Here is a 21721-nt window from a genome sequence, read left to right as displayed (position 1 = left end):
TCACCGCACTGGTGTGTAAGCGGCTCATTTTTCTTAATAGAAGCGCCAAATCCTGAAAAATAATTGATCTATAATGCATTATAGTACGATGCTTACACACTTTGGGCTATACGTTGAACAAAAATTGATAGCCTGACATACAAAAAATAACAATTAAAATACTCTTACTCTCCATACCATTCAAAATGATGGAGTCTGAAGAACTGCAACCAGTTTAGAAAGAGCACGTTCAATTAATTACCTGTTTTCTTTAAGAAAAACCATTTTGTGCCGATAGCGTTATCGAAGATAATTTAATAGGCACATTAATGAATATAAGAGAAATTGTTGAGACACAGGTAACCCAAAGCAGTAAAGCGGGCAATCCGGTTTCTGGCAATGCGCATTTTGCTTTATTAATGAGCCTATTCAATCAACCAGGGCCATCTGTCATAGACACACCTGATGAACTAAGCTTTCATCAGCCACACGCCATTACACGACCAATGCAATTTTCACACAGCATTGGAGAAAATCCGATTGCAAATATCGCCTTACTAAAAGCGTTAAGCTTCGAGCCTTTAGCGCCAGGTCCAGCGTATCAATACGATGCTGTTGAAAGCCTAGAACAGCAAATCAACACTCGCATCTGAATATTTTCTACTAAGACTTTCCTCCAATAGAAACAGAGCATCTCGTAAACAAAGTACTCCACTGCTTAGCATGCAACTGAGACGCCTGCTGATAACGCTGCCATACACCATCAGACTCCGACAAAGAAAATTGATGAGAAAAATCACTCATACCACGACTCAATGGCTCACTGATCTCAAACAAACGGTTCATTAGTGGCAAGACCTGATAAGCTCCACGATTGATCCGCCCCATATAAGGCTGGATAACCTCTACATAATGCGCCTGAAATTGTTGCTTAAGGTACGTTATTGGAGCACCACAAATATCGCCATCCAATGCACTTACTTTGTTGGCAACAAGGTTCAAATAACTGGCAATACGAGCTAGGGAATACAACAATCGTCCAGCGTATTCGCTGTCCATTAATACTTTTAAATCACCTTCAAAAACATTCGCGTCTATCAGTGGCAAATCGGCAAGATTTTCGCCAATATCAAGCAGTCGATTTAAAGCATCTAATAATGCTTGCTGCTCGGCCGTCGAATAATTTAATGGAAGATAGCCATTGGATAAGCCAAAAAAAGCCTCACTCTCTGCACCGTTAAAAAGCGCATTACCAAACGCCTTGGGTAACTCAAGACGTTTTTTTTGTGCTATTTGATTCAGCTCTTTAGACAAGGACTCATTATTAATATCACACGACTCAATGGCACGAATAATGTCCAACTCATATAAAAAGCGCTGACTGTCGGGCATAACTTTACCGAGAATACTGTTCTTTCTTCCTGCAACAATGCCCACATCACACTGTTGCAAAGACAAAAAATCCAATAAACCAATATCAAATTGGGTCAAACTTTGTTGACGATCACGAGAGGCAGGTAAACTAATTGGCATAGCCATTGCTGGAGAAGATAGCGAGACAAATTGCGAACGATTTAAATCCGTTACATATTCAGACAAAACATCTTCTGCTTTAAAACGCGTGTCACAACCCGCTACTCCAGCGAGTATAATGCCGCCTAATAGAATCACTGAAAGAAAAGGTTTTTTTAACATGAACAAGCTACTTATCCAAAAACGAGAAGAAATTTCAGAAACACGCGTCGCAAAGATGGTCTTTCCCGCTACAACCAACCATTATGACACGCTATTCGGCGGCATTGCTTTGCAGTGGATGGACGAAGTTGCCTACATCGCCGCAACTCGCTTTGCCAGAAAAACCATGGTGACCATATCAACAGAGCAAGTCGATTTCAAACAACCTATACCTTCGGGTATTTTAGTCGAATTAATTGCTCGTGTGGTTCATGTTGGCAGAACATCATTGAAAGTAGAAGTGTCGATTTATCTAGAACAGTTGGATAGTGATAAACGCACAAAAGCAGTAACCGGACACTTCAACTTCGTCGCAGTGGATATCAATAAGAAACCTACCCCGATCTTTGATGAAGAAACGAATATTTAAGAAGAGATTGTAATGAGTAGCACTTCGCATTAAGTACTACTCATCACTCGAAATCACTGAGCGTGACGCTTAGCTATTTCTGCAGCCAATTCATCAAAGCTTTTTTCAGCTTCTAATTTTTGAAATAAAGCGGCTTCATTTTTCATAGAAGTACGCAAAATATCTTGCGCTACTTTTCCTGCTTGATCCGGATCTAGACCTACCAAAACAACCAAACCACCGCTAGGCGTAGGCATCTGACGAACCACCTTTGAACCAATCAGCTTTTGCTCAGTTACTTGCTTTGTTACCACACTATTTACACGGTCAACGGTTTCAGCATCGCCAGCGCCCGTTGTCTCGACATACTGCTTAACCATATTTTGCAAATCAACACTAAGCACTTGTGCCAACTCAACACGCGCCGCCGTCGAAGCCATTTGCTTCATGTAATTAGGTCCAGCCGCTGATTTTTCGCTATACCCTACGGCAGACAAAGCTACACCTTCAACAGGAGCACCACACACCCAATCAGGAGCTGGCTGGTTTGAGCCATCCGCAAAAACACAATCAGGAACAGCAGCAACTGGCGTATTCACCACATCTTTACTACAAGCAGCCAAAAGCATACTAGCAGCCAATAAACCTACAACTTTCATCGTCATGACTTTTTCCTTTATCTAAGATTCTGAATTACTAAGAGATAAATAGTGGCAAAATATAACTTAAACATTAAAAACATGATTGTTATTTTAGTCCATTCAGACTATTAAAAACAAAAAAAGGCGCTATAAATAGCGCCCTTTTACATCAATTTACACTAGTAATTACTCAGTGTAAGCTGCTTTTTCTTCTTCAGTTACATCTTTCATAGAAAGCTTGATACGACCACGAGCATCAACATCTAGTACTTTAACGATCACTTCTTGGCCTTCTGAAAGGAAGTCGGTTACCGCACGAATACGCTCTTCAGCGATTTGAGAGATGTGAACCAAACCGTCTTTACCCGGCAAGATATTTACGAATGCACCAAACTCAGCTAGGCGAACAACTTTACCTTTGTAAAGTTTATCCACTTCTGCTTCTGCAGTGATTTCATGAATCTTAAGCAAGGCTGCATCAGAAGCCGCTTTGTCTGCAGCGTAGATACGAACAGTACCATCGTCATCTAGATCGATAGAAGCGCCCGTCTGCTCAGTAATAGAACGGATTGTTGCGCCGCCTTTACCGATAACATCACGGATTTTTTCAGGATCAATTTTGATCGTTGCCATAGAAGGCGCATTTGGAGAAACTTCTGGACGAGCGTAACCAATAACTTTCGCCATTTCACGAAGGATATGCGTACGAGCTTCAAGCGCTTGGCTCAAGGCGATGTCCATAATTTCTTCGTTGATACCTTCGATTTTGATGTCCATTTGAAGCGCAGTGATACCTTCTGCTGTACCCGCTACTTTAAAGTCCATATCGCCAAGATGATCTTCATCACCCAAGATATCAGTCAATACAGCAAAGCCGTCGTCTTCTTTGATAAGACCCATTGCGATACCCGCAACTGGTGCTTTCAGAGGAACACCCGCATCCATCATAGACAAAGACGCACCACAAACAGACGCCATAGAGCTTGAACCGTTAGATTCAGTGATCTCTGACACGATACGAATTGTGTATGGAAATTCATCTTCAGAAGGCAATACCGCTTGAACACCACGACGAGCTAGACGACCGTGACCAATTTCACGACGACCAACACCACCCATACGACCACACTCACCTACAGAGTAAGGAGGGAAGTTATAATGAAGCATGAAGCTGTCTTTGCTTTCGCCCGTCAAACCATCAGTCATTTGTGAGTCACGGCTCGTACCTAGAGTACAAGTTGCAATCGCCTGAGTCTCACCACGTGTAAACAAAGCAGAACCATGAGTTTTGCTTAGCAAACCCACTTCTACGTCAATTGGACGAACAGTTTTGTTGTCACGACCATCAATACGAGGTTTGCCATCGATAACACGACGACGAACGATGCGTTTTTCAAGTTTGGAGAAAGCACCTGTAACATCTGCTTCAGAGAACTCGCCTTCTTCAGTAACAAGCGCCGCAACAGCAGCATTACGAACAACACCTAGTTGAGCGTAACGAGCCATTTTTTCACTGATGCCGTATGCTTCTTCGATTTGAGCTGCGTAACCAGACTGAAGTGCATCAGTCAAAGAAACGTTTGCTGTATCAGCAACCCAATCCCAGCGAGGCTTAGCGCACTCAGCTGCGAATTCAGTAATAGCAGAGATAGCTGATTGCATTTCTTTATGAGCATAAAGAACAGCACCTAGCATTTCGTCTTCTGTAAGCTCTTGCGCTTCAGACTCAACCATCAATACTGCGTCTTTCGTACCCGCTACAACCATGTCTAGCAAAGAACCATCTAGATCAGAATAGCTTGGGTTAAGAACGTAACCAGACTCGTCGTTAAAACCAACACGAGCTGCACCGATAGGACCATTGAATGGGATACCAGAAATAGTCAATGCTGCAGATGTTGCTAACATAGCCGCAATATCAGCGTCTAAATTAGTGTTAGTAGACATTACTGTACAAACAACCTGAACTTCGTTCATGAATCCCTTAGGAAACAATGGACGAATTGGACGGTCGATCAAACGAGAAGTTAACGTTTCTTTTTCAGAAGGACGGCCTTCACGTTTTAGGAAACCACCTGGAATTTTACCAACAGCGTAAGCACGCTCTTGATAATGAACAGATAATGGGAAGAAGTCTTGACCAGGTTTCGCTGATTTAGCACCCACAACAGTAGCAAGTACTTGTGCATCACCAATTGTACAAAGAACAGCACCTGTTGCTTGACGAGCAATGCGGCCTGTTTCTAGCGTTACGGTATCGTTACCGAACTGAAAAGTTTTAGTAGTAATACTCACACGTATTCCTTTTATTAAAAAAAATTCTTCTCCCAAAGACCTCTTTTTAAGCCAGTACTCATATGGACTCTTTTTACTTTTTCATCAAAGAAAAGAAAAGTGCATATGAAGTACAGGCTGTCCCTTGGGAGACCAATAAAAAAAGGGCCATAATCACTTATGGCCCTTTCTCAGTCTTAGCGACGCAGACCTAGTTTTTTGATCAAACTAGTGTAGCGAGTTGCATCTTTACGCTTAAGGTAATCCAACAACTTACGACGCTGGTTTACCATACGGATTAGACCGCGACGAGAATGATGGTCGTGGATATGAGCTTTAAAGTGACCTTGAAGACCTTCAATGTTCTTAGTCAACAATGCTACTTGAACTTCAGGAGAACCAGTGTCACCTTCCGCTACTTGAAACTCTTTTACCAACGCTGCTTTTGATTCTGCAGACAATGCCATAATCTTAATCTCCAAATTAATATGCTATTAAAAGTAAAGGATAGCCGAGCATATTTTCAGTCATCCTAAGCTGACAAGTTTAACACTCTTTTTAGCAGAACTCACTGCTATTTATAAAGAGAACTCGCTAGTATTTACCAATCGATAAGGTCGAATAAACGCACCTTTAATTTGCCCGAGCCCCAAGAAACGCTGCGCTCCCTGATCGTACATTCTCACCACGGTTTCATGCTCTAATGAAACAGGGCTCGGAATGGTTCGACCAAACATCATATCCTTTGTATCTGTCTCAGGTAAATCTACCTTAGCGAAATGCTCCACCGCGGTATCCATAGAGATCAAATGAGAATCTAATGCCTCATAACCCTGCTCAGCAATGGCTTCAAACTCTTCTAACGTCATCATATTCTCCGGTAAGTATCCTGCCGTCGAAATTCGATGTAATGAGTGAAGATGCGCACCACAACCTAACGCCTCACCAATATCCTCACCAATGGTTCGAATATAAGTACCTTTAGAACACTGAATATCAAGCGTCAGTGTATCTTCCGTTCTTGAAACAAGGGTTAGATTTGAAATAGTCACGCTACGGCGCTTCCTTTCTATAACGATGCCCTGACGAGCATATTCATACAAAGGTTTACCTTCGTGTTTTAACGCAGAATACATGGGAGGAATTTGCTCAATGTCACCACGAAATCCGTCTAGAATGCCTTCTAGACACTCATCTGAAAGTGCTGGAATTAAGTCTTCAGTTAAGACCTCACCTTCACGATCACCGGTTGTGGTTCTTTTTCCCAACTGGATGCAGGTTAAATAGCGCTTATTTGCATCTAACAAATATTGAGAAAATTTCGTTGCTTCTCCGAGACACAATGGCAACATTCCTGTTGCCAAAGGGTCAAGCGCCCCAGTATGCCCAGCTTTTGCTGCCTGATAAAGGCGACGGACACGCTGCAACGCTTGGTTCGAACTCAAACCTATCGGCTTGTTCAGTAGAACGATACCGTCCACTGAACGCCATTTTGCTTTAACCATACGAAATTATTACTCGTCTTCGTTACCGTTTTTTGTCTCATCATCACGAATTGCTTCATCAATCAGAGCGGACATGCGTGAACCATTTACAACACTCTGGTCATAATGAAAACGCAAATGCGGCATAACACGAAGTTTTACTTCTTGTGCTAAACGACGACGCAAGAACCCTTTTGCACTATCAAGTGCAGCCTGGTTCTCAGCCAATACTTCTGGCTGGTCATCTTTACCCAATACGGTGTAATAAATATCCGCATAGCCTAAATCTTTTGCTACACGCACTTCGTTGACAGTAACTAATCCTAAACGCGGATCTTTTACTTCAAACTGGATCAAGGACGCCAGCTCCTTTTGGAGCTGGTCACCAATCCGACTAGTACGACTAAATTCGCCTGCCATGATCTTGCCCTATTAAAGCGTACGCGCTACTTCGACGGTTTCAAAAACCTCGATCTTATCGCCTACTTTCACATCGTTGTAGTTCTTCACGCCGATACCACATTCCATACCACGGCTAACGTCATTAACCGCATCTTTGAAACGACGAAGAGACTCAAGTTCACCTTCGTAAATAACAACATCATCACGCAATACACGAATTTGCTTGTTACGGTAAACCGTACCTTCGATAACCATACAGCCGGCAATCAAACCAAACTTAGGTGAACGGAACACATCACGTACTTCTGCAGTACCTTTGATATCCTCACGAAGATCTGGAGACAACATGCCAGACAATGCAGATTTAACATCATCGATAATGTTGTAGATAATACTGTAGTAACGAAGATCGATGCTTTCACGCTCAATAAACTGCTTAGCAGAGTTGTCGGCACGCACATTGAAACCAAAAATCACGGCATCAGAAGCCAAAGCCAAAGTCGCATCCGTTTCAGTGATACCACCAACGCCGCTAGAGACGACATTCACTTTTACTTCGTCAGTGTTCAGATCAGTCAAAGACTTGATCAATGCTTCAAGAGAGCCACGAACGTCTGCCTTAAGAACCACATTCAATGTACGAACTTCGTCTTTGCCCATTTCAGAGAATAAATTCTCCAATTTAGCAGAATGTTGACGAGCAAAGCGCACTTCGCGGTACTTACCTTGGCGGAAGTTTGCTACTTCACGGGCTTTACGCTCATCAGCAACAACGATGAATTCTTCTCCCGCTTCAGGCGTTCCATCAAGACCAAGAATCTCAACAGGAATAGAAGGACCAGCAGAGTTAATTGCCTTACCTGTTTCATCTAACAAAGCACGTACACGACCCATTTGCAGACCGGCCAACACAATGTCACCTTTTTTCAAGGTACCATTTTGAACAAGCAAGGTTGCAACCGAACCGCGACCACGATCAAGACGAGCCTCAACCACAACACCTTTACCAGGAGCACTAGGCACAGCGGTAAGCTCAAGCACTTCTGATTGCAAAAGAATCGCTTCTAGTAGCTCTTCGATACCTTCACCAGATTTGGCAGAAACACCAACAAACTGAACGTCACCGCCCCATTCTTCCGGCACAACTTCTTGTGCAACTAGTTCGTTTTTAACACGATCTATATCTGCACCTTCTTTATCAATCTTGGTGATGGCAACAACCATTGGAACATTACCAGCACGTGCGTGCTGAATCGCTTCAATTGTTTGCGGCATCACACCGTCATCAGCAGCACAAACTAGGATAACGATATCCGTAGCTTTAGCACCACGAGCACGCATAGACGTAAACGCGGCGTGTCCAGGCGTATCCAAGAAACTAACCATGCCATGAGGTGTTTCAACATGATAAGCACCAATGTGCTGAGTGATACCACCTGACTCGCCCGCGGCAACACGAGTAGTACGAATGTAATCAAGTAATGATGTTTTACCATGGTCAACGTGACCCATTACAGTGACTACAGGTGCGCGTTTAATCGATTCACCTTCGTAGTCAATGGCTTCGATCATGTCATTCTCGACTGCATTCTCGTCGATAAACTTAACAGTATGACCCATTTCTTCAACAACTAAGGTTGCTGTATCACGATCAATTGTTTGGTTAATAGTCGCCATCGCGCCCATTTTAAACATGATTTTTATAACTTCAGCGCCTTTCACAGCCATTCTTTCAGCAAGGTCAGCAACCGTGATGCTTTCTGGCAATGCCACTTCGTGGATCATTTTCGCCGTCGGTTTTTGGAAACCATGCTCTTGTTTAGATGGCTTCTTATTCTTACGACCTAATTTACCACGACGAGTAAATTCATCTTCGTCATTCACATTGACACGTGAAGTACGCTTATTGTCTGGATTCACGCGACCACGAGGTTTGTCTTTATCTTTGTCATTATCGTGTCTAACTGGGCCTTTTTTGCCCTTAGGAGCAACAGTAGGCTTTTTACTATCCATTGCTGGTTGAGACACTTTTTTCGCTGCTTTAGGCTGCTTCGGTGATTCCACGGGTTCTGCCGCTCCTGTATCGGAAACATTCTGCTCCGTATCATTGACCGCGCCAGCATCCGCTACGACGGTTTTCACCGCTGCTTCTTGACGCGCTTTTTCTTCGGCTTCAGCCTTCGCTTTGGCCGCCTTCTCTTCTTCTTGCTTACGCTCTAACTCAAGACGCGCTTTCTCTTCTGCTAAACGCTCTTGCTCTTCTGCAAGACGTTTTGCCAACTCTTCCTGCTTCTGAGCTTCTTCATCTACATCATCACGCTTAACATAGGTGCGCTTTTTCTTAACAGCAACATTGACAGCTTTTCCGCCATCACCACGAGACAAGGTACTTGTTGTCTTGCGCTGCAAAGTAATTCGCTGGCTATTCTCGCCCTCTTCACCATGTTGACGCTTTAAATAATTCAATAGCGTTTGCTTTTCAACTTCAGAGACTTCTTGGCTTGCACTCGTTTGAGGTAGGCCAGCGTCTTTCATCTGAGCTAGTAGCTTATCGACTGGTGTATTTACCAGCTCGGATAGTATCTTTACGGTTTGAACTGTCATTAAGTTCCCCCTTATGTACTCAGATTTTATTCAGATTCAGTAAACCAAGGTGCGCGAGCAGTCAGAATAAGACGACCTGCACGCTCTTCAGTCATACCTTCAACGTCAAGCAATTCATCAACCGATTGTTCAGCCAAGTCTTCCATAGTGATAACACCCATAGAAGCAAGAACCAAAGCAAGGTGATTATCCATTCCATCCATCGCCAATAAGTCGGCAGCAGGTTTGGCACCATCTAATTGCTCTTCAGCCTGGAGCGCTTGATTCAGCAAGGCCTCTTTTGCACGTGAACGTAGCTCGTTTACTAAATCTTCATCAAATCCATCGATGTCTAACATTTCTTCCATTGGGATATAAGCGACTTCTTCTAAAGAAGTGAATCCCTCATCAACCATCTGGATCGCCAAATCATCATCGATATCTAATCCAGTAACGAAGATATCAATCAGCTTTTGCGATTCTTCTTGCTGTTTAGCTTCTGCATCTTCGCTGGTCATTACATTCAAAGACCAACCAGTCAAAGTAGACGCCAAACGAACGTTTTGACCATTTCGGCCAATAGCTTGCGCTAAATTATCACTCTTAACAGCCACATCCATAGAATGTGCGTCTTCATCAATAACAATCGAATCCACTTCTGCTGGCGCCATTGCATTGATTACTAACTGAGCAGGATTATCATCCCAAAGTACGATATCAACACGCTCACCATTCATTTCATTTGAAACTGCTTGAACTCGTGCTCCACGCATTCCAACACAAGCACCAATTGGATCAATACGGCGATCGTTTGTTTTTACGGCAATTTTTGCACGTAAACCTGGATCACGAGCAGCACCACGAATTTCAATAACTTCTTCAGAAATCTCTGGCACTTCAAGACGGAATAGCTCAATCATGAATGCTGGATCATTACGGGAAAGAATCAACTGAGCGCCACGGCTGTCATCGCGAATTTCAAGCAACAAAGCACGAATGCGATCATTCATTCTGAAGCTTTCACGGGCAATCAATTGATCTTTTGGCAATGACGCTTCCGCATTTTCGCCAAGATCAATGATCAAGCTATCACGAGTCACTTTTTTAACTTGACCATGAACCAGCCTGCCGACTTTCTCAGAATACAAAGCGACCATTTTAGCACGCTCAGCTTCGCGTACTTTTTGTACGATAACTTGTTTTGCTGTTTGAGCAGCAATACGGCCGAAAACTTCAGACTCAACTTCTTCTTCGTAAATCTCGCCGATAGGCACGCCAAGATTTTGTTCTTCAGAATCATCAATTGTTAACTCAAATGCTGGAGCAGAATAATCTTCATCTGCAACAATATGCCATTGACGGTAAGTTTTATAATCACCTGTACGCTGATCAATAGAGACACGAATTAATGCATCTTCTTCAAAACGGCGTTTGGCAGCACTAGCTAAAGCAATCTCAACGGCTTCGAAAATAACTTGTTTCGGAACATCTTTCTCGTTGGAAACGGCTTCTACTACCAAAAGAATTTCTTTGCTCATCCTTTTAGCCTCTCTTCAAGGTTAATTTTTAAAATTGTGGAACAACATTTGCCTTATCGATCAAATCAATAGGCAATAAGTATTCTTCTTGATCTACGCGAATAACAATATCTTCGCTTTCGATCCCCATTAGTTGCCCTTTAAATTTGCGACGCCCATCGAAAGGCACACGTAAACGCAAAGAAACAATAGAACCGATATAAGCCTGATACTGAGCCAAACTGAATAAAGGCCGATCTAAACCTGGTGACGATACTTCTAGGTTGTACTCCCCTGTAATTGGGTCCTCAACATCTAGAATAGAACTAGCTTGACGGCTAACACGGGCGCAATCTTCTACATCAATCCCTTTTTCATCATCCGTTTCAATGTAAATACGAAGCACAGAATCCTTACCTAAAGATAAGTATTCCATACCCCAAAACTCAAACCCTAAACCCTCAACGACTGGTCGAATAAGTTCTTCTAAAATCGTATATTTTGCTGACAATCGTTTTCTCCGAAAACCAATTTTGTAAAACGCAGAAACAAAAAACGGGCTCTAGGCCCATTTCCATTTATTAACAGTCACAGTACAGATAACAAAAAACCCCATATAGGGGTTCTCAGCACTCTGCTCAAATAAAACTGAGAGAGCATCCTTCCTAAGGAAGGTCGTCAATCCTGACACTAAACACTAAGAACAAACTGGTGCGGATACCTAAACTAGGAAAACCATGAGAAGAATATCTTAAAAAAGAGACTCAAATCTCGACAAACCAGATTGCCCTGCATCAATATCTCGACATCATACACAAAACACGACATCAATTCAAGATTGGTGCGGATGGGGGGACTCGAACCCCCACGAGCATAGCTCACCACCCCCTCAAGGTGGCGCGTCTACCAATTCCGCCACATCCGCAAGTTCACTTAATCATTAACACAAACACTTTATAACAAATACAACCAAATATTATTCAGTTACAGGTAGATCAGATGATGTCTTCTTCTTATCACCCAATTCTGGCAAACCTACCGTTTCATCAACCTGAGGAGCTGAAGGAATAAAATCAAGCGCACCTGAAACACTTTTCGCTTGTTCGCTGGCAAAATAAGCCAATCCGAAACTAGTCAAAAAGAATACCAAAGCAAATACAGCAGTCATTTTTCCGAAGAAACTACCACCACCTTGACTACCAAATACCGTCTGGGACGCACCACCACCAAAAGAGGCGCCAGCGTCCGCACCTTTGCCTTGCTGCAACAAAACCAACGCGATAATCAGAACCGCCGCCAGTACATGCAAAACTAAAATTAGTGCTTCCATTAATTAACCTGCTGTTTTTACAATCGCGATAAATTCTTCTGCATCAAGAGATGCACCACCAACAAGAGCACCATCTACATCAGGCATTTGAAACAAAGCCGAGCTGGTTGATGCTTTAACACTTCCACCATACAAAATCTGTACCTTTTGAGAAACAGACTCCGATGTTTTGGCCAAAAAGGCCCGAATAGCTTTATGAACGTCTTGCGCCTGCTCTGCACTTGCAGACAAACCAGTTCCTATTGCCCATACTGGCTCATAAGCAATAACCATATGCTCAAATGAGTCAATACCGACAACATCAATAACAGCCTGAAGTTGCTGCTCGCAGACTTCTAGGGTTTTGTTTGACTCACGTTCAGCCAATGTTTCACCGATACACAACATGGGAGTCAGACCAAATTCCAAAACCGCTTTTACTTTAGAAGCGACAAGCTCATTTGTTTCGCCATAGAGAGAACGTCTCTCTGAATGACCAAGCAATACATACTTAACCCCAAAGTCACCTAACATCGAAGTGGAGACCTCTCCTGTATAAGCGCCTTTCACTTCTTGACTCACATTCTGCGCAGCTAAAACGATACTGCTGTCAGATGTTAAATCGTTAACTTGTGACAAATAGGGAAAAGATGGAGCAACAACCACTTCAGAGTTAGAATTATCCATCTCAAGCAGGCCGTTAATCAGTGAAACAATAGACTCTTTAGAGCCATTCATTTTCCAGTTACCAGCTACTATTTTCTGACGAATCATATTCTAACCCCTAAATTCGAGGCGCCCATTCTATGGAATGGGCGCTATGGTTTCAAGTATTTATTATCAATCAACACATAAAATTCGTTTTATGCATCCGTTTTAGAAGAAACAACAGAGTTAACCTCTTCAACCAAATATTCAACAAGCTCATCTACGGTATCACTATCTCGACCTTCAACCATTACCCTAATCAAAGGTTCTGTACCGGACGCTCGAAGCAAAACCCTGCCAAGGCCGTTCAAACGCTCATTTGCGATAGCAATCGCTTTTTGCAAAGCTGGCTCTTCATTTGGAACAAAACGCTTAGCAACACGGATATTTTTTAGTTTTTGCGGAAACTTCACCAAGCCAACTAAAAGCTCATCAAGAGCCTTACCTTCTTCAACCATAGCCCGCAATACTTGAAGTGCCGCAATAATACCGTCACCTGTGGTAGTAATTGAGCGACAAACAATATGCCCTGATGGCTCGCCACCCAACACCCAACCATGCTGCATAAGTTTTTCGTTCACATAACGATCTCCGACCGCGGCACGACTAAAGCCAATCCCCGTTTCTGAGAAAGCTAACTCCAAGCCAAAGTTACTCATCAAAGTACCAACAACACCACCACTAAAACGCCCAGTGCGCATCAGATGATTAGCAATAATATACAGAATATCATCACCATCACGCACCACACCGTGACGATCAACCAGTATTAATCGATCCCCATCACCATCTAGAGCAATACCAAGATCAGCTTCTTCGGCCAAAACATTCTTACATAACAATTCAGGCTTAGTCGCACCGCTAAACTCATTGATATTCAAACCATCAGGGTTAGCACCAATAGAAATAACTTCTGCCCCCAGCTCGGAAAAAACTCTAGGAGCAACGTGATAAGTCGCACCGTCAGCACAGTCTACAACGATTTTCAGGCCGCTTAACTGCAAACCAATAGGGAATGTACCTTTACAATATTCTATGTAGCGCCCAGCTGCATCATCAATACGCTTAGCACGACCAATAAGACTAGACTCAACAACCACCATCGGCTGCTCTAGAAAATACTCAATTCGCTCTTCTATCTCATCAGAAATTTTACCACCCTCTGCAGAGAAGAATTTAATCCCATTATCTGTATAAGGATTATGAGACGCACTGATAACAATGCCCGCACTCGCCCGAAAAGTTCGAGTAAGATACGCGATTGCAGGTGTTGGCATAGGACCAACCAAACGCACGTCAGCACCCGCAGCAACAATGCCAGACTCAAGGGCAGACTCAAACATATAACCAGAAATACGAGTATCCTTGCCTATCAGGATTTTTTTATCGTTTTCTTTAAAAACTTGACCAGCAGCCCAACCAAGCTTCAGCATAAACTCTGGCGTAATTGGCGTCGTACCGACTTTTCCACGAATTCCATCTGTACCAAAATATTTACGCATTAAATCTCTCTCTCTCAATACGAGACATCAACGCCAGCATTTCAACATGCGGCTTAACATCATGAACTCTAAAAATACGAGCACCTTTTGAATAAGCAGAAGCATTTGCTCCCATAGTGCCATACAAACGCTCTTCAACTGGTAAACCCAAAGCTTCTCCTATCATAGTCTTTCTCGAAAGACCGATAAGAACGTCAAAACCCATACCGGTAAATATCTCAGTATGCTTAAGCAATGACAAATTATGAGCCAGCGTTTTTCCAAATCCGATACCAGGATCCAAAATAAGGCGAGATCGAGGAATACCCACCAACTCACACTCTTCAACCCTAGACATCAAGTAACTAACCACATCATCCACCACCGACACATAATCCGGTCGATCCTGCATCGTCTGTGGCATACCTTTCATATGCATCAGGCAAATAGGCAACTCAGCTTCAGCCGCCGCCTGCAAAGCGCCTTCACGTTCAAGTGCCCTAACATCATTTATCAACCCCATACCCAAATGAGCTGCACCCCGAATCACCTCTTTCGTACTAGTATCTACAGACACAACGGTGTCGAAGCGTTTTTTTATGGCCTCAACAATAGGCAAAACACGATCCAACTCCTGCTGAGTAGAAACAGGGGCAGCACCAGGACGAGTTGACTCTCCGCCAACATCAATAATACTAGCACCTTCCTGAATCATCCTTTCAGACTGGCGCAAAGCAGAATCCAAGGAATTAAAAGCACCACCATCAGAAAAAGAATCCGGCGTAACATTTAGTATCCCCATAACATGAGGAAGGGACAAGTCTAGCGACTTGTCCCCAAAAGGTATTAACGACATTAAAAAACCATATCAGTAGTTAATAATTTGAGATTATTCACCTGTTGGCTTAGGTGAAGCCTGACCCGAATTAGAATCGAGATCCTCTGACTCACTCTCATTTTCAGAAGCCCCCACCCCAGATGGAGCATCAACCTCGTCACTTACCTTGCCCACATCATCGCCTTTAGAACCAGGATCAGACCAACCCTCAGGCGCAGAAGGCTTTTTGCCATCCATAATCTCTTTGATTTGCTTAGAGTCAATCGTTTCATATTGCATCAAGGCTTCCGACATCACATCAAGCTTAGAGCGATTTTCCTCTAGAATCTGTGTGGCTTTAGCATAACAGCGACTAATAATATCCTGAACTTCGGCATCAATAATTTTACCCGTCTCAGGAGAGAAATAATTTGCCTTGCTGCCTGTTGGCCCAGAGATATAACCACCAGAATTGTCATCTTCTTCGTAAGCAAATGGACCTAGCTTTTCAGACAACCCCCATTTAGTAACCATGTTACGAGCAATACTGGTCGCACGCTCAATATCATTGGAAGCACCAGTGGAAACACCATCAAAACCATGAATCATCTCTTCAGCGATACGACCGCCGTACAAACTACATACCTGGCTTTCAAGGCCACGCTTACTAACACTGTATTTATCTTCTTCAGGTAAATACATGGTGACACCAAGCGCACGGCCACGAGGAATAATAGACACTTTATATACTGGATCATGCTCTGGCATCAAATAGCCGATAATAGTATGACCTGCCTCGTGGTATGCAGTATTGAGCTTTTCTTTATCACTCATCACCATGGTTTTGCGCTCAGCGCCCATGAGAATCTTGTCTTTTGCAAGTTCAAGCTGCTCCATGTTAACCAAACGACGATTAGAGCGAGCTGCAAACAGCGCTGCTTCATTTACCAAGTTCGCCAAATCAGCACCAGAAAAACCTGGCGTACCGCGAGCAATATTTTTTGGTTCAACATCATCATCGCAAGGCACTTTACGCAAATGCACTTTAAGAATCTGCTCACGACCACGAATGTCAGGCAAGCCAACTTGGACTTGTCTATCAAAACGACCAGGACGAAGCAAAGCTGGATCCAATACATCTGGACGGTTAGTCGCAGCAATAACGATAATACCTTCGTTACCTTCAAAACCATCCATTTCAACCAATAGCTGGTTTAATGTCTGCTCACGCTCATCATTACCACCGCCCATACCGGAACCACGGTTACGACCCACAGCATCAATCTCATCGATAAAGATGATGCACGGCGCGTGCTTTTTCGCCTGCTCAAACATGTCACGTACACGAGATGCACCAACACCAACGAACATTTCAACGAAATCAGAACCTGAAATTGTAAAGAAAGGCACTTTTGCTTCACCAGCAATGGCTTTTGCTAGCAAGGTTTTACCCGTACCTGGAGGCCCGCACATCAAAATACCGCGTGGAATTTTACCGCCAAGACGCTGAAACTTACTTGGTTCGCGAAGAAAATCCACCAATTCTGAAGTGTCTTCTTTTGCTTCGTCACAACCAGCAACATCTGCAAAGGTCGTTTTAATCTGATCTTCAGGTAAAAGGCGCGCTTTGGACTTACCAAAAGACATTGGACCACCTTTACCACCGCCACCACCTTGCATTTGGCGCATGAAAAACATGAAAATAGCAAGAATGAGAAGAATAGGAAAACTAGCCACTAACAGTTGTGTCCAAATGCTTTGCTGCTCAGGCATACGCCCCTCAACAACCACATTATTACTCAGCAAATCATCCATAATCTTTGGATCAGCTGCCGCAGGACGAACTGTATCAAAGGTATCGCCGCTAGTTCGGCTACCGCTAATGGTATAACCATCAACAACCACTTTTGCTATACGGCCATCTTGGACTTCTTTCACAAATTCAGAATACGAAATTCGATTCGTGTCAGGTGTCGTATTAAAGTTATTAAACACAGTTAGTAGTACAGCCGCTATAACCAACCACAACAGTATATTTTTCATCATATCGTTCAAGAGCACACCTCTTAAAGGTTATTTTAAATGTCTCTGGCAATCATACCAGAACATACCCTATTAACCTTTATATTGTCTTCCTAATAAGTAAACTTCGCGACTTCTTGCTCGCGACGCATCTGGTTTACGCGTTACTACAGATTCAAATTGAGCCCGCATAGTCTTGAGGTATTCTTCAAACCCCTCTCCCTGGAACACTTTCACCAGAAAATTACCACCTGGACGCAACACTTGAGCCGCCATATCCAAGGCAAGTTCTACAAGATACATAGCTTGTGGCTGATCAGAAGAACTGTTACCACTCATATTGGGGGCCATATCCGAAATTACAAGATCTGCTTTTTGATCTCCAATTTCAGCCAAAATTGCTTCGTATACTTCTTGTTCAGTAAAATCTCCCTGAACAAAACTCACACCCGGCAAAGGAGACATTTCCAAAATATCAGAAGCAACTATTGTCCCGTTATCACCCACTAGCTTTGCCGCCACTTGAGACCACCCCCCAGGAGCGGCACCAAGATCAACAACACGCATCGCGGGCTTAAACAACTTATCCTTGTCATTAATTTCTATCAGCTTATAACTCGCTCGAGAGCGATAGCCATCTTGTTGGGATTTTTTGACATAAGGATCGTCAAAATGTTCCTTCATCCAATTATTACTACTTTTTGATCTTGCCACGTTTTCATCATACCTAAATCAGTCAATATTCCGCTATAATATCGCTTAACCTCTTAAGCCTCCAATAAAGAGGGTCAACTAATATGAGAAATTTTTACTATGAGTCTTACAAACGCCCAAAAAAAGCAATATCGTCTAATCGGCCACGCTCTTAACCCTGTGGTTATGATTGCGGGCAACGGTTTAACAGAGACTGTTCTAACTGAAATAGATCGCGCTCTTGAAGATCACGAACTGATTAAAATACGTATCAGCATTGCTGACCGCGAAGTTCGCTCCGCATTAATTGAAGAAATTAATAAAATAATGAAGTCTGAAACGGTACAAACCATTGGCAAAGTAGCACTTTTCTATCGTGCCGCTTTAAAGCCAAACCCAAAGCTTTCAAACTTACTTCGTTAAGATATGGCTTAGAGATAGTCTATTTTGTGTAAAAATTAGACTATCTCTAAACTCTTCAAACTTACGGCCGATACCTTTGACAGCTAACAAAGGAGTCGTACCATGCTATTTATAGAGGCGCTCAATAGAGCCAGCACTCAGACAAACGAGAGAAAGTTGATCTCTAGAGCCAAATATCGCCCTATAATCAGCAATCAAGATTCTGTCGACTTAAGTTCTGCAGCCCATCAGGTAAAGGAAATACATCTAGATAGCCAAGCAAAATCTCAACTCACGGCATCAGCAAGCGTTTTTGCCAACCTTATAGAGCACGTTCTCAGTCATATTATAAAAAGCAACATGCACATTCACTCCCCTGAGGAGCTCGAATTAGATACGAAAGATTGGACACTTTTTCTACAAGTCCCACCCACAACAAAAGAAAAAAACGAAAAATCAGTGAAATATGTTGCTCCAGAGACATTACAGCACCCACCAGCAAAGCAGCTTATATTTCATATTCCAGTGAAGCCTTCTTACGGCATCCCCATAGATATGACACTCTTATTATCTCCAAATAGCGGCTCCCCAGAAGTGCCAAGCCTATTCCACACCTTCCCGAAAGAAAGTTGGCTTCCAGTTTTGCGCACTCCTTACCCACCTGAATTTTTAGAACAACAGGTCACTCACCACCATATTTTACTTGATCAAGACGGTGAGCCAGATCAGTTATCCCCTCTCTACGTTCACACAAACCAAAGCAAAATCATGGGAGAAAATACATTCCCCCTTCAATTTTTCGGTTTGCGCATTTGGAGATCTAAAAACAACACATTAACGCCTGTTGTCTTAGGAGACAAACAAATTGGCCTGCTATTTGTCGGTCACTACAAGCCAATTGAAGGAAACCCAATTAGCGCAGAAGAAAGAGCCCGGCAAGCGCACAATCTTTACACCAAGGCTTAAGACCCAATATTTAGACAATAAAAAACCCTTCATGCGATCCGCACGAAGGGTTCATTTTATCGACCAAGCCAAACAAAGCGCTTAGAAAGAAAACTAAATACTAAAACTCGCACCACAACCACAGGTCGATGTGGCATTAGGGTTTTGCACAACGAAGCGCGAACCCTCTAAATTTTCTTTATAGTCCACTTCAGATCCAACAAGATATTGGAAACTTAACGGATCAACAACTAAAGTCACTCCATTACGCTGCACTTCGGTATCGTCTTCTTGATGCTCTTCATCAAATGTAAAGCCATACTGAAAGCCAGAGCAACCGCCACCTGTTACATAAACTCGCAACATGAGTCGATCATTCTCTTCTTCTTCAATCAAAGATTGCAACTTTGCCGCTGCTGCGTCTGTAAACTCGATAGGATCAATCGATTCAACCATGCTCATCTCAATACCACTAAAACCATTTCAATAAATGAATTATCCGCTTATCCGAGTAATTTAGTCAAGTATAGATCAATGCTCACGAGTTGAACGGAAGCGTACCTGAGGCCATTTCTCTTCCGCCATCATTAGATTTACTCGTGTTGGCGCCAAATAGGTTAAATGACCACCACCATCAATCGCTAAATTATCACGACACTTGTTTTTAAATTCTTCAAACTTCTTAGCATCATCACATTCAACCCATCGAGCAGTATTAACGTTAACTGGCTCGTAGATACACTCAACCTTGTATTCGTCTTTTAAACGATAAGCAACCACTTCATATTGCAACTGACCCACAGCACCAACAATCAGTTCATTATTACGCTGTGGCATAAATAGCTGAGTGGAACCTTCCTCAGAAAGCTGCTGCAACCCTTTCTGCAGTGCTTTCATTTTCATTGGATCTTTCAAGCGTACACGGCGAAACAATTCTGGTGCGAAGTGAGGAATACCAGTGAACTTCAAATCCTCACCTTCAGTAAAGGTATCACCTATTTGAATTGTGCCATGGTTATGCAAACCAATGATATCGCCAGAAAACGCCTCATCAACACCTTCACGATCACCGGCAGTAAAAGATACGGCATCCGTCACTTTGATATCTTTACCGATACGACAATGGCGCATTTTCATGCCGCGGCTATAGGTCCCTGAACACACTCGCATAAACGCAATACGGTCACGGTGTTTCGGATCCATGTTAGCCTGTATTTTAAAAATAAAGCCGGAGAACTTCTCTTCTTTCGCTTCTACTTTACGAGAGTTTGTTTCGCGGTCAATCGGTGCAGGGGCCCACTTAACAAAACCATCTAGCATTTCACGAACACCAAAGTTGGACAACGCTGTACCAAAGAATACAGGCGTTAATTCACCCGCCAAATACGCATCATGGTCAAATTCATGGCTCGCACCACGAACAAGCTCAATCTCATCCATGTAAGCCGCCCAATCATCACCAAGCAACTCTTTTGCTTCATCAGACTCCAGCCCTTCGATGCGAATATCGTCCATCAAGGTATGACCACGCCCGCGAACAAATACATGAATAGTATCGGTATAAAGGTTATAAACCCCTTTAAAGAAATCACTCATGCCTATAGGCCATGTGATCGGTGCTGCTGCAATTTTCAGCACGTCTTCCACTTCATCCAACAAATCAATCGGATCACGAATATCTCGGTCCATCTTATTGATAAAGGTTAAAATAGGCGTATCTCGAAGACGACAGACGTCCATCAACTTGATCGTGCGATCCTCTACACCTTTCGCCCCATCGATAATCATCAACACAGAATCGACAGCCGTTAACGTGCGGTAAGTATCTTCGGAGAAGTCTTCGTGCCCAGGCGTATCAAGCAGATTGACGGTACGATCTTTGTATGGAAACTGCATAACAGAAGAGGTAATCGAAATACCACGCTGCTTCTCCATTGCCATCCAGTCCGAAGTTGCATGCTTATCCCCTTTGCGGCCTTTTACAGAACCGGCAGTCTGAATAAGCTGACCGAGCAATAGTAGCTTTTCTGTAATGGTTGTTTTACCCGCATCAGGGTGAGATATGATAGCAAATGTACGTCTATCGCTTACTTCATTAAGGAAATTCTGGTCTGCCATTAAAGTGTTCTTTTAGGTTATACGCGGGCTCTAAAACACTCGACCTAAAAGCCTGTGCTCAACCCCGTTATGTTAATCGTGTTTTCGTTGGCGACTATTTTCGCTGATCTCAGCGTTATAAACAATCAATGCCTATGTAATTAATCACTATTTAAAATTTCGTCCAAATTTTTCACCTCTCAAACCAAGTAAACACAGGAATGCATTTACAAATGATTTGCATTACCGTTACTAATAACAATAAAATAATCAAACTTCTGAGT

General features: G+C 43.0%; 21 protein-coding genes and 1 tRNA gene. 4 read left to right on the top strand and 18 right to left on the bottom strand.

All coding sequences use genetic code 11. The annotated features are described in order from the left end of the window. Positions 1–308 precede the first annotated feature (308 nt). Positions 309–632, top strand: a complete 324-nt coding sequence (locus tag AC2A4J_RS06220) for a hypothetical protein (RefSeq protein WP_255826255.1) — start codon at positions 309–311, stop codon at positions 630–632. 10 nt (positions 633–642) lie between these two features. On the opposite strand, the gene AC2A4J_RS06215 is transcribed toward AC2A4J_RS06220, so the two are convergent. After that, complete coding sequence (locus AC2A4J_RS06215) at positions 643–1674, bottom strand: DUF3080 family protein (RefSeq protein WP_255826257.1); 1032 nt, start codon at positions 1672–1674, stop codon at positions 643–645. Between AC2A4J_RS06215 and AC2A4J_RS06210 the strand changes: the two genes are divergently transcribed. After that, positions 1673–2083 (top strand): acyl-CoA thioesterase, encoded by a 411-nt coding sequence (locus tag AC2A4J_RS06210; protein WP_255826259.1) that lies wholly within the window; start codon positions 1673–1675, stop codon positions 2081–2083. The genes AC2A4J_RS06215 and AC2A4J_RS06210 overlap by 2 nt on opposite strands. Positions 2084–2136: 53 nt before the next feature. Here AC2A4J_RS06210 and AC2A4J_RS06205 read toward each other — a convergent pair whose 3' ends face one another. The 15 genes from AC2A4J_RS06205 to rlmE form a co-directional block, all read right to left on the bottom strand. Beyond that, positions 2137–2727 carry an LPP20 family lipoprotein gene (locus AC2A4J_RS06205; protein WP_484175338.1) on the bottom strand — a complete coding sequence of 197 codons (591 nt, stop codon included), beginning with the start codon at positions 2725–2727 and terminating at the stop codon, positions 2137–2139. A gap of 162 nt (positions 2728–2889) precedes the next feature. Continuing rightward, positions 2890–4998: a polyribonucleotide nucleotidyltransferase gene (gene pnp / locus AC2A4J_RS06200; protein WP_255826263.1), complete on the bottom strand. Its 2109-nt coding sequence runs from the start codon at positions 4996–4998 to the stop codon at positions 2890–2892. Between the two features lie 176 nt (positions 4999–5174). Next, positions 5175–5444, bottom strand: a complete 270-nt coding sequence (gene rpsO, locus AC2A4J_RS06195) for a 30S ribosomal protein S15 (RefSeq protein ID WP_255826265.1) — start codon at positions 5442–5444, stop codon at positions 5175–5177. 111 nt (positions 5445–5555) lie between these two features. Further along, positions 5556–6482 carry a tRNA pseudouridine(55) synthase TruB gene (gene truB, locus AC2A4J_RS06190; protein WP_484175337.1) on the bottom strand — a complete coding sequence of 309 codons (927 nt, stop codon included), beginning with the start codon at positions 6480–6482 and terminating at the stop codon, positions 5556–5558. A 9-nt stretch (positions 6483–6491) separates the two neighbouring features. Further along, positions 6492–6881, bottom strand: coding sequence for a 30S ribosome-binding factor RbfA (rbfA, locus tag AC2A4J_RS06185; RefSeq protein WP_012068746.1), 390 nt, complete (start codon positions 6879–6881; stop codon positions 6492–6494). A gap of 12 nt (positions 6882–6893) precedes the next feature. Then, entirely contained in the window at positions 6894–9467 is a 2574-nt protein-coding gene (gene infB, locus AC2A4J_RS06180) for a translation initiation factor IF-2 (protein ID WP_255826271.1), read from the bottom strand. Positions 9468–9493: 26 nt separating this feature from the next. Then, positions 9494–10984: a transcription termination factor NusA gene (nusA, locus tag AC2A4J_RS06175; RefSeq protein ID WP_255826273.1), complete on the bottom strand. Its 1491-nt coding sequence runs from the start codon at positions 10982–10984 to the stop codon at positions 9494–9496. A 28-nt stretch (positions 10985–11012) separates the two neighbouring features. Then, positions 11013–11474, bottom strand: coding sequence for a ribosome maturation factor RimP (gene rimP / locus AC2A4J_RS06170; protein WP_255826275.1), 462 nt, complete (start codon positions 11472–11474; stop codon positions 11013–11015). A 328-nt stretch (positions 11475–11802) separates the two neighbouring features. Next, positions 11803–11888 (bottom strand) — tRNA-Leu (locus AC2A4J_RS06165). A 51-nt stretch (positions 11889–11939) separates the two neighbouring features. Then, positions 11940–12293, bottom strand: coding sequence for a preprotein translocase subunit SecG (gene secG / locus AC2A4J_RS06160; protein ID WP_484175336.1), 354 nt, complete (start codon positions 12291–12293; stop codon positions 11940–11942). A gap of 3 nt (positions 12294–12296) precedes the next feature. Then, the gene (gene tpiA / locus AC2A4J_RS06155; RefSeq protein WP_484175335.1) at positions 12297–13046 is read right to left on the bottom strand and encodes a triose-phosphate isomerase; all 750 of its coding nucleotides are present in this window, start codon (positions 13044–13046) and stop codon (positions 12297–12299) included. Between the two features lie 89 nt (positions 13047–13135). Beyond that, on the bottom strand, positions 13136–14482 hold the full coding sequence (glmM, locus tag AC2A4J_RS06150; RefSeq protein ID WP_255826279.1) for a phosphoglucosamine mutase: 1347 nt from the start codon (positions 14480–14482) through the stop codon (positions 13136–13138). Further along, a complete protein-coding gene (folP, locus tag AC2A4J_RS06145; RefSeq protein ID WP_484175334.1) occupies positions 14475–15317 on the bottom strand; it encodes a dihydropteroate synthase in 843 nt (280 codons plus the stop codon). Before folP ends, glmM begins: the two co-directional genes overlap by 8 nt. Positions 15318–15350: 33 nt before the next feature. Further along, positions 15351–17333 carry an ATP-dependent zinc metalloprotease FtsH gene (ftsH, locus tag AC2A4J_RS06140; protein WP_255826281.1) on the bottom strand — a complete coding sequence of 661 codons (1983 nt, stop codon included), beginning with the start codon at positions 17331–17333 and terminating at the stop codon, positions 15351–15353. A 60-nt stretch (positions 17334–17393) separates the two neighbouring features. Then, a complete protein-coding gene (gene rlmE / locus AC2A4J_RS06135) occupies positions 17394–18014 on the bottom strand; it encodes a 23S rRNA (uridine(2552)-2'-O)-methyltransferase RlmE (protein WP_255826282.1) in 621 nt (206 codons plus the stop codon). A gap of 99 nt (positions 18015–18113) precedes the next feature. Here rlmE and AC2A4J_RS06130 point away from each other — a divergent pair, with 99 nt between their 5' ends. Continuing rightward, positions 18114–18416 carry a YhbY family RNA-binding protein gene (locus AC2A4J_RS06130; RefSeq protein WP_255826283.1) on the top strand — a complete coding sequence of 101 codons (303 nt, stop codon included), beginning with the start codon at positions 18114–18116 and terminating at the stop codon, positions 18414–18416. Between the two features lie 102 nt (positions 18417–18518). After that, complete coding sequence (locus AC2A4J_RS06125; RefSeq protein ID WP_484175333.1) at positions 18519–19361, top strand: hypothetical protein; 843 nt, start codon at positions 18519–18521, stop codon at positions 19359–19361. A 93-nt stretch (positions 19362–19454) separates the two neighbouring features. On the opposite strand, the gene erpA is transcribed toward AC2A4J_RS06125, so the two are convergent. Together erpA and AC2A4J_RS06115 are read right to left on the bottom strand one after the other, a co-directional pair. Beyond that, positions 19455–19802 (bottom strand): iron-sulfur cluster insertion protein ErpA, encoded by a 348-nt coding sequence (gene erpA, locus AC2A4J_RS06120; RefSeq protein WP_226753440.1) that lies wholly within the window; start codon positions 19800–19802, stop codon positions 19455–19457. A gap of 69 nt (positions 19803–19871) precedes the next feature. Next, a complete protein-coding gene (locus AC2A4J_RS06115) occupies positions 19872–21458 on the bottom strand; it encodes a peptide chain release factor 3 (RefSeq protein WP_255826286.1) in 1587 nt (528 codons plus the stop codon). Between the last annotated feature and the right edge of the window lie 263 nt (positions 21459–21721).

The organism is Marinomonas sp. ATLA20, from assembly GCF_057180105.1.
This window is presented reverse-complemented; position numbering and strand designations above follow the sequence as displayed.